Here is a 17,685-nt window from a genome sequence, read left to right as displayed (position 1 = left end):
GCCGCTTTGGATACGACTCAATAGGCGTAGTCGCGCCCGTGGGCCTTGGCCTGCTCGCGCGAGCTCTTGTTGACCGACTCCCGGAACGGCATGTCGACCACTTCCGCGGCCACCGGCTCGCCCGGATGCGGCAGATATTCTTCCGGTAACCAAGCCACGAAGCGGCTGCCCAGCGCGCTATCGGCCACCGGCACGTAGGCCATGGCGATATTGGTATCCAGCTCGGGCGAATACCACGGCGAGGTGATATAGCCGCAGGGATCGCTGTCGGCGCTTTTACCCACCAGCCAGAAGTCGGAGGCATAGTCCTCGACCGGCTTGCCACCGAGCCGCAGGCCGACCAGCTGGTGGCTGAACGGCGGATTGCCGTTCTTGATCAGTTCACGCGTTCTTTCCAGTGCTTTCTTGCCGATGTAATCGGCGCTTTTCTTGCGCGGCACCATATGGCCGAGATTGCACTGGAACGGGTTGGTTTCGTGATCCAGATCCTGGCCATACGACAGGATGCCGGCGGCGATGCGTCGATGGTGGGCCGGGGCGACGACCATCAGGCTGTGTTTCTCGCCGGCCTCGAGAATCGCGTTCCAGACCGTCTCTGCGTACACGCTCGAGTCGTAGGCATAGACCTCGTACCCTTTTTCGCCGGTGAAGCCGGTCTGGGACACCAGGACATCGACGCCGTCGATGACAGCCTGCATCAGGCCATAGAACGGCACCTCGCGAATCGCCTCGCCAACGAGGTCGACCATCAGCGCCTCGGATTTCGGGCCCTGTATCTGCAGCGGCGAGACGTCGATCTCGTCGATGGCGACATCGAAGCGGCCATCCACGTTAATGCCCTTGAACCAGTACGCCAGATCCGAATCGCTGATGGTGAACCAGAATTCGTCCGCCGCCAGCCGCAGCATCACCGGGTCGTTGAGCACATGCCCGTCGTTGTCGCACAGCACCACGTAGCGACCCCGCATCGGCGCGACACGGGTGACGTCGCGCGTGCAGACATAGTCGCAGAAAGCTTCGGCGTCCGGTCCCTTGATCCGAATAGGGCGCTCGACGGCGACGTTCCAGAGCGTGACGTCATTGACCAGCGCCCGATATTCCACCATCGCGCCGCCATCTTCGGGACGGATGTAGCCGCGCGGGTGATACATGCGGTTGTAGACGGTCGCCCGCCAGCAGCCGGCTTCGACCGAGAGATGCCAGTACGGTGATTTGCGCACCCGCGTGGACATCAACATCCGGATGCCGGGATCACCGGTCTGGCGAAGATTGTAGGGCACGTGTCGATCGCTCTGATCGATGCTCTGCTGATAGTTCGGATGATTTGAACTGGCCATGGCGTCGGCCTCCTGAATAATGGGTCGCTGTATGCGGCGCTTCGGCTCGGTCTGCATGCGCGAAAGATCAGGTTTGTCACGGGCCTCGGTTGATGACACCGCCGGTCCGGTGCGCCAGGCGAAGGTTGGCACCCGGCAAGCCGATAGCGACGCGCGGCATCGAACCATGCCGATACGTCCTGAACGCTACCCGGCCCGCTGACAGGCCAGCGTTCCGAGCACGACGCCGGATTAGCTCACGGCGACATTCGCGGCCCGGCGGAGCCGCCTCTCAAAGACCGCTAGGTGTCGCGAGCCGGATCCGTAGGCGCGGCTTTTCCGGTCCGCCGGCCGTATCGTCAGCAGTCATGCGAATAGATGTCCGCGATGGCGCAATTTCGATTGTGATAGTCGCTATTGGGCCTTTGTCGCCGGCAACGGCCGCGTAGTTTTTATGCAACCCGCCGTTTGTGAAGACACATTCAATAGCAAGGTTCGACGGCGGGCCGCTGGCCGGCGACGCCCTGATTGCGACGCCGTTCATGCAACAAACCAGGAGTGAGGTGTTCGTGCGACAGAAAGCGGTCGATATCGTCACGACCAAGCCGTCCGGTATGTATTCACGACCACGCGCGGCTTGCTGCGGGTACTTGAGCAATGAGGTTTTCAAAGCGGAGAGGGGCTCGCTTGCCCCCTGGCTCGCGCTCGTGAGTGCATACCGCGAGCGCAATATATATTCGATTGCGAAGCGGACCATCCTCGCGGGGTGAACGCCATGACCTGCACCAACCAGAGCGCGTTGCGCCGGGCCCTGCTTCGGCCGCGCTACGAGATCATCCCCATGCGTGGGGCGCTCGACCAGGCACGCAAGCTTGCGGCCGGCGCGGTGGTGACCGTGACCTGCTCGCCCAGCCGTGGCGTGCAGCCCACGATCGAACTGGCGGAGCAGCTGGCGGCCCTCGGCCATGTCGCGATCCCGCATCTGGCGGCTCGCCGTTTTCGCAGCCGCACGCATCTGCAAGACACCATGGCACGGCTGGACGCGGCCGGCGTGCAGGACGTGTTCGTGGTCGGCGGTGATGGCACGGATTCATCGGGCGCGTTTACCCGCGGCGCGGATCTCGTTGCCGCGCTCGCCGAGATCAGCCCCGGTCTGCGCAGCGTCGGTATTCCCTGCTACCCGGAAGGGCATGCCTTCATTTCGGCCCAGGTGCTGGACGATGCGCTGGATGAAAAACGCTTTTTCGCGGGCCACATGATCACGCAGATGTGTTTCGACCCGGCCGTCATCCGCGGCTGGCTCGAGCGCAGCCGCGCCCGTGGCATGGCATTGCCGGTATATATCGGCATCCCGGGGGTGATCGAACGCCGCAAGCTGCTGAGTATCGCCCTGCGGATCGGTCTGGGCGACTCGACCCGGTTTCTCAGGAAGAACGGCGGTGTCATGGGTCGTCTGGCGGGCCCGTCATGCTTTACGCCGGATGCCTTGATCGACGGGCTCGGCGACCTGCTCGACGATCCGCGGCTGAACATCGCGGGGCTGCATATCAACACCTTCAATCAGATCGATGCCACCGAAGCATGGCGGCGGCGCTGGCTCGATGCGCTGATCGATACGGGTCGCCACGACGAAGCGCGGACGCTGCAGGCAGCCCAGGGCCGGTCGACATGACAGCTGTTCGAGAAACAGCAGCGCTATTGTCCGGCGTGACCGGCAAGACGCGTTGCCGAGCCGGCGTCCGGATAACGACGCGGCCCGACAACGCCGCCGGACGTGTCGACGGCCGAAGCGGATGCCGGGCTATTTGCGTTACAGGTTATTAGCCACAGGAGAGTGGTCATGGCGGGTCTACCCAAACAAGCGGATGTCGTAATCATCGGTCAGGGCGGCATCGTTGGCGCCTCCGTCGCCCATCATCTGATCGAACAGGGCTGGTCCAACATCGTGGGGCTGGACAAGTCCGCGATTCCGACCGACATCGGCTCGACGTCGCATGCCTCGGACTTCTGCTACATGACCTCGCACGACAAGATGTCGTGCTATACGACGGTCTACAGCCGCAAGTTCTATGAATTGCTGGGCCATTACAGCCGTGTCGGCGGCATGGAAGTCGCCCGCGTGGGCGATGACGAACGCATGGCCGAACTCGAACGCAAGGTCGGTTCCGGCAAGGCGTTCGGCACCAATGTGTCGCTGATCATGCCGGCCGAGGCCAAACAGCGCTTCCCGCTGCTCGATGAACGCATCATCCAGGGGGCGTTGTGGGATCCGGATGCAGGTCTCGTGGTGCCACGCTCCCAGCGTGTCGCCGGGGAACTGATCGAACGGGCGGTGGCCGGTGGCAAGCTCCAGACTTTCGCCAACACGCCGGCACTGTCGATCGACGTGCAGAACGGGCGCGTCTGCGGCGTCGAGACGCGCAAGGGCTATATCGCGACCTCGGTGGTGGTGCTGTCTGCCGGCATCTGGGGGCCGCCGATCGCGGAAATGGCGGGGGCAATGCTGCCGCTGATGCCGTTCGAACACCCGCTGATGTTCTTCGGCCCCTACGACGAATTCGCCGGCACCGGCAAGGAGATCGGCTACCCATTGTTTCGCGATCAGGGCAACTCCTCGTACATGCGTGATACCGGCGATCCCCGGACCAGCGAAGGCGGCAAGCTGGAGTGGGGCTACTACGAGCAGGCCAGGCCGCGGCTGGTGTATGCCAGGGATATCGCCGAGCCCAATGAGGCTCGGATGTCGCCGTCGATGCGCGATCTCGATATCGAACAGGTGATGAGCGCCTACGAGCGCGCCATCGAGATCATGCCGATCCTGGCCGACCTCGGCTGGGACGAAAAGAACTCGTTCAACGGCCTGATGTCGATCACCGGCGACGGCGCGTCGTTGCTGGGCGAATCGCCTGAAACCCGCGGCCTGTGGTTCGGCGAAGCGGTCTGGGTCAAGGACGGCCCGGGCATGGGCAAGGTGCTGGCCGACTGGATGACTACGGGCCGGGCCGAAATCGACCCCTGCGGCATCGATATCGCCCGTTTCTATCCGGTGCAGAAGACCCCGCACTATGTTTACGGGCGCGCCTACGAGGTGGCCAGGAAAATCTACGATCCGGCGGTACATCCGCGCGAGCCCTTTGCCAGCGGCCGCGACCTGCGGCGCGGGCCGTTCTGGCCGCGCGAAAAAGAGCTGGGCGGCTATTTCATGGAAGCCGCCGGCTGGGAGCGCGCCCACGGCTATGCCGCCAACGAGCACCTGCTGGAAACGTACGGCGAGCGCGTGCCCGAGCGCGCCGCCGAATGGGATGCGCGGCATTTCTGGCGGGTGTCGAACGCCGAGCATCTCAAGCTGTCGGACGACGTCGGGATGATCAATCTGTCCCACTTCGCCATCTTCGATGTCTCCGGCGCGGACGCCGAGTCGCTGCTCGAGTACCTGTCGGTGGCCAAGGTCGGTGGCAAGACACCGATCGGCAAGGGCGTGTACACGCATTTCCTCGACGCTGAGGCCGGCGTGCATTCCGATCTGACCATCATTCGTCTGGACGATGCGTGCTATCGCGTGGTCTGCGGCGGTGACACCGGGCACCGCGATCTGGTCTGGATCCGGCGCATGGCCGAGCAGCGCGGCGCGCATATCCATATCGAGGACCGCACCGATACGCTCGCCACGCTCGGTCTCTGGGGGCCGAATGCGCGCCGTGTGCTCCAGACCCTGGCCGACGACCCGCAGGGCCTCGACGATGATCGCTTCCCCTTCGCCACCGCACGCGAGATCCGCGTACGCGGCATGCCCGTGTGGGCGTTTCGTATCTCCTATGTCGGCGAACACGGCTGGGAACTCTACATGCCGTTTTCCTACGGCCTGTCGATCTGGGATCTGCTGTTCGAGGCCGGCGTCACCCCGGTCGGTATCGAGACCTATGCCAACAGCCGGCGGCTGGAAAAGAGCTTGCGCCTGCAGAACGTCGATCTGCTGACCGAGTACAATCTGTATGAGGCAGGTCTGGCGCGACCCAAGGTCAAGCCTGCCGATTTCCATGGCAAGGCCGCCTACCTGGCCCAGCGCGAGCGTGAACGCCAGCCGGCCTATCTGTGCACGATGGTCATGCGCGACAACGTCGATGCCCACGGCGTGGCGCGCTACCCGGTCGGCCAGTGGCCGATCATCGACCCCGATACCGGCGAGGTCCCGGTCGACGAAATCGGGCGGCGCTCCTATGCGAGCAGCATCGTCTATGGTCCATCGATCGGCTGTAATATCGTGCTCGCCTATCTGCCCTGGCAATACGCACAGGAAGGCCGTGAGCTGGTGCTGGAATATTTCGGCCGTCATTACCCGATCCGGGTCGAGGCGGTCGGCTGTGTGGCGCTCTACGATCCGGACAACGCGCGCCTTAAGTCGCCGGCGCCGGACACGACATCGGGCGCGGTCGATCCCGCCCGGCGCAGGGCCTGACAACGCAAGGACGAAGCATGACGCAAGCGAGCAACAGCAAACGTATCGACGGCGAGGCTCTGGCCGGCCAGCGCCTGGCGCGTGTGGCCGGTCAGGTCGCCACGCTGGTGGACGCGCATGCATTGACGCCGGGGTTGGCCGTGGTCCTGGTTGGCAGCGACCCCGCCAGCCAGATCTACGTGCGCAACAAGCACCGCCAGACCGTCGCGGCCGGCATGCACTCCTATCTGCACCAGCTGCCGGATACCACGTCGCAGGCGCAGCTGCTGGCTCTGATCGCCGAACTCAACGCCGACCCGTGCGTGCACGGCATCCTCGTTCAGTTGCCGCTGCCGGCCCGAATCTCGCCCGCCGCAGTGCTGGCGGCGATCGATCCGGACAAGGACGTGGACGGCTTTCACGAAGTCAATATCGGGCGTCTCTGGCGCGGTGACGATGGCCCGGTGCCTTGTACGCCGATGGCCTGCCGGCTGTTGCTGCATCATGTTCTGGGCGAGAATCTGTCCGGGCTCGAGGCGGTCGTGCTGGGCCGCTCCAATATCGTCGGCAAGCCGCTGGCGAATCTGCTGCTGCGCGAGGACTGCACCGTGACCCTCGCGCACTCGAAAACACGCGATCTGCCCGCGCTGTGCGCGCGTGCGGATATCCTCGTGGCCGCGGTGGGGCGCCCGGAAATGGTGACCGCCGAGTGGGTCAAGCCGGGGGCGACGGTCATCGATGTCGGTATCAACCGCATCCATGACGACGCGGCCACCAAACCGCGTCTGGTCGGCGACGTGGCCTACGACGACGTCAGCCGCGTCGCTGCTGCGATCACGCCGGTGCCTGGCGGCGTCGGCCCCATGACCATCGCCTGTCTGCTGGACAACACCGTCGCGGCCGCTTGTCGTCAGCACGGCCTGACCGTCCCCGACGCGGATCAGACCCAAGCGCCCACCGACGATGCGCGTCGGCACTATTGCGCATGAGTGGGGCACGAGCCATGGATTCCGTTATCCAGCCCTCGCTCCGGCAATGGCGCCGCGAGCAGCGCGTCGAGCTGCTCGATCGGCGCATGGCCATCGCGCCGCGACAAAGAAAACGCTTTGATACGGCGATCGAGGCCACGCTGTACGCACTGCTGCGCGAATCGGGCGCGCGCAGGGTCAGCCTGTACTGGCCGTTCAAGGGCGAATTCAACACGCGCGGCCTAATGCAGAAGCTGGTCGCCGACGGCGTCGGCGTCGCGCTGCCCGATGTCGTCGCAACCGGGGCGCCCCTGGTGTTTCGTCCCTGGCATCCGCAGGCGCCGATGCGCCGCGGTGTCTACGCCATCCCGGTACCGCAGACCGAGGCCGTGGTCGCTCCCGACGTGGTGGTCGCACCCCTGGTGGGCTTCGATTCTGGCGGCTATCGTCTCGGCCATGGCGGCGGCTACTATGACCGCACCCTGGCGGTACTCGAACCGGCGCCGCTGGTCGTCGGGGTGGGCTACGAGCTGTCCCGAATACAAACCATCCGGCCACGGGCCCACGACGTACCCATGGACCGGGTGGTGACCGAAGCCGGTCTGTATGTCCGGCCCGCTGCCGGCGGCCTAGTGCCCGCGCCTGCAGGTATTGCCGAGCCCACGACTGCACCCGATTCGACCCATTCGCACCCCGCGACCCAGGAATCATCATGACTGCCAGAACCAATTTCGAGAAGGCCGCGGTTACGCCATCGCAGCAGCGCTCCGATATCGATATCGCGCGCGCTGCCGATATTCGACCGATCGCCGACATCGGCGCGGCGCTGGGCGTGCCGTGGGAAGCGATGGTGCCCTACGGGCATACCAAGGCCAAGATCGGCCTGGACTATATCGACTCGCTGGCCGATCGCCCCGACGGCAAGCTGATCCTGGTCACCGGCATCACGCCGACGCCGCCCGGTGAAGGCAAGACCACGACCACCGTCGGCCTGTGCGATGCGCTCAATCGCCTCGGCAGTCGGGCGGCCGCCTGCCTGCGCGAACCGAGCCTCGGCCCCTGTTTCGGCATGAAGGGCGGGGCCGCGGGCGGCGGCCAGGCGCAGGTGATTCCCATGGAGGACATCAATCTGCATTTCACCGGCGATCTCCATGCCATCGGCATGGCGCACAATCTGCTGTCCGCGCTCATCGACAACCATATCCACTGGGGTAACGCGCTCGGCATCGACCCGCGCCGCATCACCTGGCGACGGGTCATGGACATGAACGAGCGCGCGCTGCGCGAGATCGTGGTCGGGCTCGGCAGCGGCAACGGCATGCCGCGTGAGGACGGTTTCGATATCACCGCGGCCTCTGAAATCATGGCGATCCTCTGCCTGGCCAACGATCTCGACGATCTGCAGCAGCGCCTGGGCCGGATCGTCGTCGCCGAGACCTTCGAGCGCACACCGGTCACGGCCGCCGAGCTGGACGCCGATGGCGCCATGACCGTACTGCTCAAGGATGCGCTCATGCCCAACCTGGTGCAGACGCTGGAGAACAATCCCGCGTTCATCCACGGCGGGCCGTTCGCCAACATCGCCCACGGCTGCAATTCGGTGATGGCGACAAAGACGGCGCTCAAGCTGGCCGACTATGTCGTCACCGAGGCCGGTTTCGGCGCCGACCTGGGCGCGGAAAAGTTCTTCGATATCAAGTGTCGCAAGACCGGTATGCAGCCGGCCGGCGCGGTAGTGGTGGCCACGGTGCGCGCCCTCAAGATGCACGGCGGCGTTGCCCTCAAGGACCTCAAGACCGAAAACGTCGCGGCGGTGCGTGCCGGTTGCGTGAATCTCGCCCGGCATCTGCGCAATATAAAACTGTTCGGCGTGCCCCCGATCGTGGCGATCAACCGTTTCGATACCGATACCGATGCCGAACTCTCTGCCATCCGCGAAGCCGGTCTGGCCCATGGTGCGGAAACCGTGATCTGCACGCACCATGCCGACGGTGGCCGTGGCGCCGAGGAACTGGCGCGCCGGGTGGTCGCGCTGGTGGGGCGCGGCGAGGCCCGCTTCAAGCCGCTCTACGAAGACGACCTGTCGCTCTGGGACAAGGTCAGGACGATCGCCACACGCCTCTACGACGCCGACGACATCGTCGCCGACAAGAAGATCGTGCAGCGCTTCAAGGCGCTCGAGAAAGCAGGGTTCGGGCATTTTCCGGTGTGTATCGCCAAGACCCAGTACAGCTTCTCGACCGACCCGACGCTACGCGGCGCACCGTCGCATCACACCCTGCCGATCCGGGAAGTCCGCCTGTCGGCCGGCGCGGAGTTCGTGGTGGTGGTCTGCGGCGAGATCATGACCATGCCCGGTCTGCCGCGAACGCCGGCAGCAACCGACATGGGTATCGGCGCAAAGGGCGAAGTGCGCGGCCTGTTCTAGATACCATCTTGCCTACCAGATACCAAGGGGCTTATTGAGCCACTTGGGCTTGATACGGTGTTTGAGTTTTAAGCACGCCGTGGGCGATATGCATGAGCTTGCGCATGCCCGGCCGCCGACGCGTCCGATCGCTGGATCGAACGCGCCGGCGGCGGATTATGGCCCTCCGGCCTCTATCGCGGTTCGTTTTTCAACCCGATATAGGTGCTGTAGCACATCACCAGCAGAACCAGCGCGAACGGCAGACCGGTAGATACCGCGGCCGCCTGCAACGACGCCAGCCCGCCGCCGAGCAGCAGGGCAATCGCCACCAGGCCTTCGAAGATGGCCCAGAACGCACGCTGTGCCACCGGTGCTTCGAGCTTGCCGCCGGCGGTGATGCTGTCGATGACAAGAGAGCCCGAGTCCGACGAGGTCACGAAGAACACGATCACCAGAACGATGCCGATGAATGAGGCAATGCTGGTCAGCGGCAGCGGTTCGAGCATGGCGTACAGCGACAGCTCCGGTGTCCAGTTCGTGACCATGTCGGTGACGCCGGTATAGCCGGTGTCGACGTACTGGCTGATCGCGGAGCCGCCAAACGCATTCATCCAGAGCACACAGGCGATGGTCGGCACGATCAGCACGCAGAGAATGAACTCGCGCACACTGCGGCCGTAGGACACACGGGCGATGAACATGCCGACGAACGGCGACCAGGAAATCCACCACGCCCAGTAGAAGGTGGTCCAGTCGTGCATGAACGCCGTGTCTTCACGGCCGAACGGATTGCTCAGCGGCAGGACGTCCATGAGATAGGCGCCGGTGCTGGTGAAGAAACCGGTCAGGATCGCGCCGGTCGAGCCGAACACGATCACGAATAGCAGTAGCAGGCCGGCGAGGCACATATTGAGTTCGCTGACCTTCTTGACGCCGCCGTCCAGCCCGCGTAGTACGGAAACAAGCGCGGCGCCGGTGATCAGGGCGATGAGAACGACCTGAGTCAGAATGGTCGCCGGGATGTTAAACAGATAATGCAGCCCGCCAGCGGCCTGCTGCGCACCGAAACCCAGCGACGTGGCCAGCCCGAACAGCGTGGCAAAGACCGCCAGCACGTCGATGATATGTCCGGGCCAGCCCCAGACGCGATCGCCGAGCAACGGAAAAAACACCGATCGCATGGTCAGCGGCAGGCCGTGGTTGAAGCTGAAGAAAGCCAGCGACAGGGCCACTACCGCGTAGATGGCCCAGGGATGAAGACCCCAGTGGAAGATGGTGCCGGCCAGCGCCATCGAACGCGCGGCCTCCAGATTATCGGGGTTGACGCCAAGCGGCGGAGTCAGGAAGTGGTTGACCGGCTCCAGCACGCCGAAGAACATCAGCCCGATGCCCATGCCGGCCGAAAAGAGCATGGCAAACCAGCCGAAGTAGCCCCACTCCGGCTTGGCGTCCTTGCCACCGAGGCGCACCTTGCCCAGCGGCGAGAGCATCACGAACAGGGCGAACAGCACGAAGATATTGGCGGCCCCCATCAGGAACCAGTCGAACGTGGAGGTCAGCCATGGTCTGAGCGCACCGAAGAATTCGGCGGCGGCGTCCTGGAACATCAGGGTGATGAGCACGAACGCGATGACGGTCAGGCTCGAAATCGCAAAAACCGGATTGTGGATATCCAGCCCGAATAACTGGACATTGTCCTGGCCGATCTCGTAATTGGTCTGGATCGCTTCGTTTTCCAAACTGTCCGCATTGTTTCCTGGATCTGTCACTGTCGTCACCCCTTTTTATTTTTCGAGGCCCGGATCTGTTGTTGCCGCCAGATCAGGCCAGGATGATGGGTCGCCGGTGGCCGAGTCACGTCCGGCGAATGCGTTTTTCAAGGCCCCGTTTAAAACTAGCACTGACAAAACCGCTTCGATAGGACAAATATATATGCGTGGTGCGTGCACTAATGAGCGCGGCGGTTCAACCATGCCGACCGGTTGCCGAGCACAAGCGCGTCTTGTCGGGAGCGGGTAGCGGCATCAGCACCGTGGCCAGATAGTCGCCGTAGCTGCGCGGACAGTAGAGATCGAACGTATGTTCTTCCACGCGGTGCATCACCACGGCAACGTCGGCCAGCCGGCAACGCGTGCAACGTCCGACCCCGAACGTTCGTAGACGCAGGTCGAGGGCGCAGGCCTGGCTGAGGCGCTCGACGACGCCGGCGCCGCGCAGGCGCAGGATGCGCTGCCCGGGCGAGATATCAAGGCTTGATCCGCGCGCGATGGCCTCCGCCAGCAATGCGTCGCCGTCTCGATGCGGATCGCCGTTGCCTACGATCCACCACGCGTTCGGCTGCAGGCAAAAGAGGGTCGAGCTGCCCAGGGCCGCCGTTTCACCCACGGCCGGGGCCTGTGTGCGTGCGAGGGCGTTGGCCAGAGCATGGCGGGTCCGTGCCGTGCCCTGCAGCAGGGTGATGGCCGCCGCGGGCTGTTCATCGCAACGATAGTCCGCCCGATTGTTCATTGCCGTAGCCGCTCGCCGTCGGGGTCGATGAACACCGGCGCCTTCACGCTGACGCGTACGCATTCTCCGGTCAGTGGTGCCAGTGCGAACAGTTGCTCGCCGTGGCGCGCGCGTCCATCGGCGAGCAGGGCCAGTGCGATGGGGTGCCCGAGTTCCGAGCTCACGCAGGCCGAGGTGACATGGCCGAGTATGGGATTGGGCATCGGATGATCGGGATCGGCGACCAGCTGGGCGCCGACCGGTATGCGGCCTTGCGCCATATCGGCGCTCAGGCCCACCAGCTGCTTGCGTCCGGATGCCTGCAGCGCGCTCAGCGTATCCAGCGCGCGCCGGCCGGAGAAATCCGCCTTGCGGCGCAGGAGCCCGCCCAACCCCAGATCGTCGGCAGTAGTACGGCCGTCGATTTCGGCGCCAACCGCGACATGGCCTTTTTCGATGCGCAGCGCCGACATGGCCTCGGTGCCGTAGGGACACAGGCCGAACGCTTCGCCGGCCGCCAGCAGTCGTTGCCACAGCTCGGGTCCGCGGTCCGCAGCCACCGCGATCTCGAATGCCAGCTCGCCGGAATAGCTGTTGCGAAACACGCGCGCGGGCAGCTCGTCCCCCAGGGTGACATCGCGCAGGTGCATGAAGGCGAGACTGTCGTTGTCCACTGCGGTATCGACGTCGAGCCGGGTCAAGACATCACGCGCGCGCGGACCGGCCAGGGCCACCACGGCCCATGCATCGGTGACGCTGGCGATGAACACTTGCTGCTGCATGTGATGGCGCTGCTGGTGATATGCCAGATGGGCGAACACCTCGGTGGCATGCGCGGTCGTGGTGGTGATCTGGAAATGGTCAGCGGCCAGACGCGCCACGGTGCCGTCGTCGAACACGCAGCCATCCGTGCGCAGCATCAGTGCATAGGTCGATTTGCCCACCACCAGCTTGCTGACCCGGTTGACATAGATCGCGTCCAGAAAGGCAGCCGCATCGGCGCCCTGGATCTCGATACGCCCGAGCGTGGATACATCGACCATGCCCACAGCACGGCGCACCGTGTTTGCCTCGCGCCGAATAGCGGCCGTGGCGGTCTCGCCGGGGCGCGGATAATACAGCGGCCGGCGCCACGGGCCGACATTGACGAACTGGGCGCCGGCGGCTTCGTGGCAGGCGTCCAATGGCGTACGTCGCCAGGGCCGGAACGGCGCGCCACGGCGATGGCCGGCCAGGGTGCCCAGAGTCACCGCCGTATAGGGCGCCCGGAAAGTGGTGGTGCCGACCTCGGGGATCGGTTTGTCCAGCAGGCCGGCCAGAATCGCCAGGCCGTTGACGTTGCTGGTGCGGCCCTGGTCGGTGCCCATGCCCAGCGTGGTATAGCGCTTCACGTGTTCGACCGAGTGATAGCCTTCGCGCACCGCCAGGGCGATGTCGTCGGCGCCGACGTCGTTCTGCAGATCGACAAAGCGCTTGCCGTGACCCTTGGCGGGCCGGGCCACGGCCCAGAGCGCTTGCAGGGGGGCGGCCTGCGGTTCGAGCTCTGTGCTCGGTGGCTCATCGGCCGGCGTCGTAAAGCCGCAGCGGTCCGCTGCCTCGCGGCCTATGCGCCACCCCTCGTCAACGCAGACAGCGAGGGCGTGGTGGCCGTTCAAGGCGCCGGCACACCGGGTGGCCTGGGCAGGATGGCCGGGCAGAAACGCCTGCAGGCGCTCATCGAAGACGATCGTGCCCTGTGACTGCGAGAACAGATGTACGGTCGGGTTCCAGCCGCCGGCGGTGGCGACGCTGTCGCAGGCCAGGGGGGTGACGCGGCCATCGGCGGCCACGACGTCGAGGCCGCGTACGGCGCGCCGGCCGCGTGTGCGCAAGGGCTGATGTTCGTACAGACAACGGATGCCGGCGGCGTGCACGCGCTGCTGGGCGGACGAATCCGCGGCGGCCCGGCTATCCAGTACCGCGGACACGCGAACGCCGGCGCGGTGCAGATCGAGCGCGGCTTCGAACGCGCTGTCGTTGTTGCCGGCAATCACCACCTGGCGACCGACGGCGACCGCGAACTGGTTGGCGTAGCGGCGCGCGGCCGAGGCCAGCATGACGCCGGGGCGGTCGTTGTCGGCGAATACCAGCGGGCGCTCGATCGCGCCCGTGGCCAGTACAACCTGTGCGGCCCGGATCTTCCAGAGCCGCTGGCGCGGTCCGGCGGGCGCCTCGATCTCTGTGCCTTCGAACAATGTCTGGACCACGGTCAGCAGGTTGCCGTCGTAGTAGCCGGCCGCGCTGGCACGGGTGATCAGCGTGACGTTTGCCAAGGCGGCGAGTTCTGCCAGGCGTGCGTCGATCCACTGCGCCGGGCTGTGTTCCCCGATCGAAGCCGCGCGCGCCCGGAGTCCACCGCCGCACTGTGCGCCGTCGTGAACGAGGATGACGTCGGCGCCGGCACGGCCAGCGGCCACGGCCGCGGTCAGGCCGGTCGCACCGCCGCCGACCACCAGCACATCGCAGTGGGCGAAGCGGTGCTCGTATTGATCCGGATCGGGCCGGTCGGGGGCTTCGCCCATGCCGGCGGCGCGTCGGATACCGCGTTCGTAGGCGGGCCACCAACGTGCCGGCCACATGAAGGTCTTGTAATAGAAGCCGGCCGACAGCAGGGCGCGCAATCCGTCGTTGATCGCGCCTACGTCGAAATCCACCGATGGCCAGCAGTTCTGGCTGGCCGCGGTCAGGCCGTCATACAGCGCGATCCGGGTGGCGCGCCGGTTCGGTTCGGCGCGGGCGCCGGTCTCGAGCCGCACCATGGCGTTGGGCTCGGCGGCGCCGGTGGCGAACACGCCGCGCGGGCGGTGGTACTTGAAACTGCGGGCCACCCGGCGCACGCCGTTGGCGAGCAGCGCCGAGGCCAGGGTATCGCCGGCATAGCCCTGGTAGGTCCTGCCGTTGAAAATGAAACGCAGGGGGCGACTGCGATCGATCAGACCGCCCTCGGCAAGCCGATATGGTTGGCCCGCCGGCGGTGCCGCGGCCGGCGCGCCGTCAGGGGCACGATCGTCGCGATCCGCGTGCGTGGGGCGCGGGTTGCCGGTCATGTCGTGCTCTCCGTCAGGGCCGTCACCGATTGCACGGCATGGGTCACGGTATCGCGCTCGGCCACCAGCCACTGGCCACAACCGTCGCGGTGATACCACAGTTCGTGGTGCGGACCCTTGGGATTGTCGCGATAGTAGAGCGATTCGAACCCGTCGCCTGTGCCGCTCGCGGCATCGGCCGAACGCGTCGCGTCACCGCCGTAGCTGAACTCGGTATGGGGGCGCGGACCACAGTACGGACAGGCGAGTTGCAGCATGGCCGGGCGCTAGTGATGCCAGGGCGCAGCACCGGCGCCGTGCTCGTCGAGCACCGCGCCGCGAGCGAAGCGCTCCAGCGCGAAAGGCGCGATCAGCGGATGCGGCCTGTCGTGGGCGATGGTGTCGGCAAAGGCCCAGCCCGAACCCGGCGTGGCCTTGAAACCGCCGTAGCACCAGCCGACGTTGAGATACAGGTTCTTAACCGGGCTCAGGCCGATGATCGGACTGCCGTCCATGCTCATGTCGACGATGCCGCCCCAGCTGCGCATCAGGCGCAGGCGCGAAAAACTCGGGAACATCGCCAGCACGGATGCGGCCACATCTCCGGCAACCTGGGGGCTGCCGCGCTGGGCATAGGAGTTGTAGCCGTCGATATCGCCGCCCATGACCAGCTCGCCCTTGTCGGACTGATTGATATAGCAATGGGCGGCACCCAGCGTGACCACGGTATCGAGCACCGGTTTGACCGGCTCGGTGACCATGGCCTGCAGCACATGCGACTCGATCGGCAGACGCAGGCCCGCCATTGCGGCGGCCACGCCAGCATGGCCAGCGACCACCAGGGCAACCTGGTTGGCGGCGATGGCACCGCGATTGGTCTCGACCCCGGTGACCCGGTCGCCGTCGCGGCTGATGCCGGTCACTTCGCAGTTCTGGATGATATCCACGCCCAGCGCGTCGGCCGCGCGCGCATAGCCCCAGGCGAGCGCGTCATGGCGGGCGGTGCCGCCTCTGCGCTGCAGCAGGCCGCCGAACACCGGAAAGCGCGTATCGGTGCTCACATCCAGCAGTGGCACATGGGCCGCGACTTGTTCGCGCGAGAGCAATTCGGCGTCGATGCCGTTGCAGCGCATGGCGTTGCCGCGGCGCGCGAACGCGTTGTACTGGGCCTCGGAGTGGGCGAGATTCAGCACGCCCCGCTGGCTCAGCATCATATTGAAATTGAGTTCCTGGCTCAGCCCTTCCCACAGCTTGAGCGCGAATTCATAGAAACGCGCGTTGGCATCGAGGTAATAGTTCGAGCGCACGATCGTGGTGTTGCGCCCGGTGTTGCCGCCGCCCAGCCAGCCTTTCTCCAGCACGGCAATATCGCGGATGCCGTGCACCCTGGCCAGATAATAGGCGGTGGCCAGACCGTGGCCGCCGCCGCCCACGATCACGACGCGATAAGACTTTTTGGGTTCCGGGTAGCGAAAAGCGCTGGGCCAGTTGCGGTGCCCCTTGAGCGCCTGGCGAGCCAGACTGAAGATCGAATAACGCATGACGGTTACCCGCTAACTCCAGGGATAGGGGCTGTGCGAGGTCGGATGCAGTTCGCCGCGCTCGTAGCGGCCGAAGCGAAACGGTGCCAGTAACGCCGACTCGCGACCCAGGATCTCGTCGGCGACCAGACGGCCGACGCCGATCATCTTGAAGCCGTGATTGGAATCGGCGATGACATAGCAGTTGTCATGAAAAACGTCGAAAACCGGAAAGCTGTCCGGGCTGAAACAGCCCAGGCCGCCACTGCGTTCGCTGGCCTTGAACTGGTCCGCCTTGCCGGCAAACCGACCCTGGCAGGCGGCCAGGGCCGCGCACCACATCTGGCCGAATTCGCCATTGACGCCGAATTCCTCGGAGTCCGCGCCGTAGGGGTCGACCGCGACCTGCTCCGCCGGCTGTTCGACCCGCAGCGGTACGGAGCCGCCCTGGATACCGCCGAAATGATAGTCGGGCTTGTAGTAGATGCCCCACATCTGGTCGGTGATCAGGCTGCCGTCCTCGGCGAGCAGGGGCGCGTCGGTGTCGACATGAATGACCGGCGGCGGCGCGCCCGTGTTGGTGCGCTGCATGGCAGGGTCGACGCCCAACGTGCCTTCCTGCAGGTTCCAGTAGGTCCACATGGGGACGTCGTCGCGCGTGTTGTTGCCGCCTTGGCCATTGCTGTCGTTCACGCGGATCGTGGCGGGCAGCGACAGCATGTCCCAGATCGGCTTGATCCAGGGGCCGGCAGCGATCACCAGATAATCGCAGGCCTCGCGGCCGTGGTCGGTTTCGACACCGCTTACGGCGCCACCCTCGAACTCGAAGCCGGTTACCCGCACGCCGGTGCGGATGTCGACGCCGGCATCGCGCGCCTTGCGCTCGAGCCCGGCGACGGTGACGTTGGCGTTGGCATAGCCGCCTTTCTTCTCGTGCAGCACCGAGGTGATGTTTTCGGCTCGCCAGTCGTCGAACAGATCCTGCATATAGCGCCGGCTGTCCTTTTCGCCTTCGATGAAGGTCGAGGGATAGCCAATGGCGCGCTGCTGCTCGGCGACCTGGGCGATATCGGCATGCATGGGCTCGCAGCTGATCTGCATATAACCCACAGGGTGATAGCCGTAGGCCTGCGGGTCCTCTTCCCAGACCGAGACGCTGTGTGCCATCAGTTCGCGCATCGCGGGCTGGAAGTAATTGTTGCGAACCACGCCGCAGGCGATGCCGGTCGCGCCCGCGCCGGGGCGGGACTTCTCCAGCACGACGATATTGCGGCCGTCGCCGCGCCCACGCCGACGTAGGCCCGCGGCGAGATTGATGGCGGTGCTCAGGCCGTGGATACCGCCACCGAGAATGACGTAGCGCGCCGGCGCTGTTGAGGTCATGGCAAACACTCCGGTGTGACTTTACAACCCGCCTGTCGGTCGGGCGTTTCCCGGCGGTGGCTGTCGGCGTGTTTCCGGCAGGTCATCGCTGTAGTCACACA

Annotated in this window: 12 protein-coding genes; 5 read left to right on the top strand and 7 right to left on the bottom strand. The window is 65.4% G+C overall.

From position 1 onward, the window contains the following. Positions 1-17: 17 nt before the first annotated feature. Positions 18-1,337 (bottom strand): glycine cleavage T C-terminal barrel domain-containing protein, encoded by a 1,320-nt coding sequence (locus ACFOSU_RS14830; protein ID WP_380690715.1) that lies wholly within the window; start codon positions 1,335-1,337, stop codon positions 18-20. Positions 1,338-2,091: 754 nt separating this feature from the next. Between ACFOSU_RS14830 and ACFOSU_RS14825 the strand changes: the two genes are divergently transcribed. The 5 genes from ACFOSU_RS14825 to ACFOSU_RS14805 all read left to right on the top strand — a co-directional run bounded on the left by ACFOSU_RS14825 (position 2,092) and on the right by ACFOSU_RS14805 (position 9,147). Continuing rightward, entirely contained in the window at positions 2,092-2,988 is an 897-nt protein-coding gene (locus ACFOSU_RS14825; RefSeq protein WP_380690714.1) for a methylenetetrahydrofolate reductase, read from the top strand. Positions 2,989-3,156: 168 nt separating this feature from the next. After that, the gene (locus ACFOSU_RS14820) at positions 3,157-5,772 is read left to right on the top strand and encodes a GcvT family protein (protein WP_380690713.1); all 2,616 of its coding nucleotides are present in this window, start codon (positions 3,157-3,159) and stop codon (positions 5,770-5,772) included. 17 nt (positions 5,773-5,789) lie between these two features. Then, complete coding sequence (gene folD / locus ACFOSU_RS14815) at positions 5,790-6,740, top strand: bifunctional methylenetetrahydrofolate dehydrogenase/methenyltetrahydrofolate cyclohydrolase FolD (protein ID WP_380690712.1); 951 nt, start codon at positions 5,790-5,792, stop codon at positions 6,738-6,740. A gap of 14 nt (positions 6,741-6,754) precedes the next feature. After that, entirely contained in the window at positions 6,755-7,435 is a 681-nt protein-coding gene (locus ACFOSU_RS14810; protein WP_380690711.1) for a 5-formyltetrahydrofolate cyclo-ligase, read from the top strand. Then, complete coding sequence (locus tag ACFOSU_RS14805; protein ID WP_380690710.1) at positions 7,432-9,147, top strand: formate--tetrahydrofolate ligase; 1,716 nt, start codon at positions 7,432-7,434, stop codon at positions 9,145-9,147. The genes ACFOSU_RS14810 and ACFOSU_RS14805 overlap by 4 nt, the downstream gene beginning before the upstream one ends. A gap of 173 nt (positions 9,148-9,320) precedes the next feature. Here the strand turns inward: ACFOSU_RS14805 and ACFOSU_RS14800 are convergent, their stop codons facing one another. From ACFOSU_RS14800 to ACFOSU_RS14775, 6 genes are all read right to left on the bottom strand, one after another. Further along, positions 9,321-10,868: a BCCT family transporter gene (locus ACFOSU_RS14800; RefSeq protein ID WP_380690709.1), complete on the bottom strand. Its 1,548-nt coding sequence runs from the start codon at positions 10,866-10,868 to the stop codon at positions 9,321-9,323. A 226-nt stretch (positions 10,869-11,094) separates the two neighbouring features. Further along, positions 11,095-11,637 (bottom strand): sarcosine oxidase subunit gamma, encoded by a 543-nt coding sequence (locus ACFOSU_RS14795; RefSeq protein WP_380690708.1) that lies wholly within the window; start codon positions 11,635-11,637, stop codon positions 11,095-11,097. Continuing rightward, positions 11,634-14,702: a sarcosine oxidase subunit alpha family protein gene (locus ACFOSU_RS14790; protein WP_380690707.1), complete on the bottom strand. Its 3,069-nt coding sequence runs from the start codon at positions 14,700-14,702 to the stop codon at positions 11,634-11,636. Before ACFOSU_RS14790 ends, ACFOSU_RS14795 begins: the two co-directional genes overlap by 4 nt. Further along, positions 14,699-14,959 carry a sarcosine oxidase subunit delta gene (locus ACFOSU_RS14785; protein WP_380690706.1) on the bottom strand — a complete coding sequence of 87 codons (261 nt, stop codon included), beginning with the start codon at positions 14,957-14,959 and terminating at the stop codon, positions 14,699-14,701. Before ACFOSU_RS14785 ends, ACFOSU_RS14790 begins: the two co-directional genes overlap by 4 nt. Before the next feature lie 9 nt (positions 14,960-14,968). After that, positions 14,969-16,222, bottom strand: a complete 1,254-nt coding sequence (locus tag ACFOSU_RS14780; RefSeq protein WP_380690705.1) for a sarcosine oxidase subunit beta family protein — start codon at positions 16,220-16,222, stop codon at positions 14,969-14,971. Positions 16,223-16,234: 12 nt separating this feature from the next. Beyond that, a complete protein-coding gene (locus ACFOSU_RS14775; protein WP_380690704.1) occupies positions 16,235-17,584 on the bottom strand; it encodes an NAD(P)/FAD-dependent oxidoreductase in 1,350 nt (449 codons plus the stop codon). Between the last annotated feature and the right edge of the window lie 101 nt (positions 17,585-17,685).

The organism is Salinisphaera aquimarina (genome assembly GCF_042643355.1).
GTDB lineage: Bacteria > Pseudomonadota > Gammaproteobacteria > Nevskiales > Salinisphaeraceae > Salinisphaera > Salinisphaera aquimarina.
The sequence above is the reverse complement of the archived record's forward strand: the minus strand, read 5'-3'. Positions and strand labels throughout refer to the sequence as shown.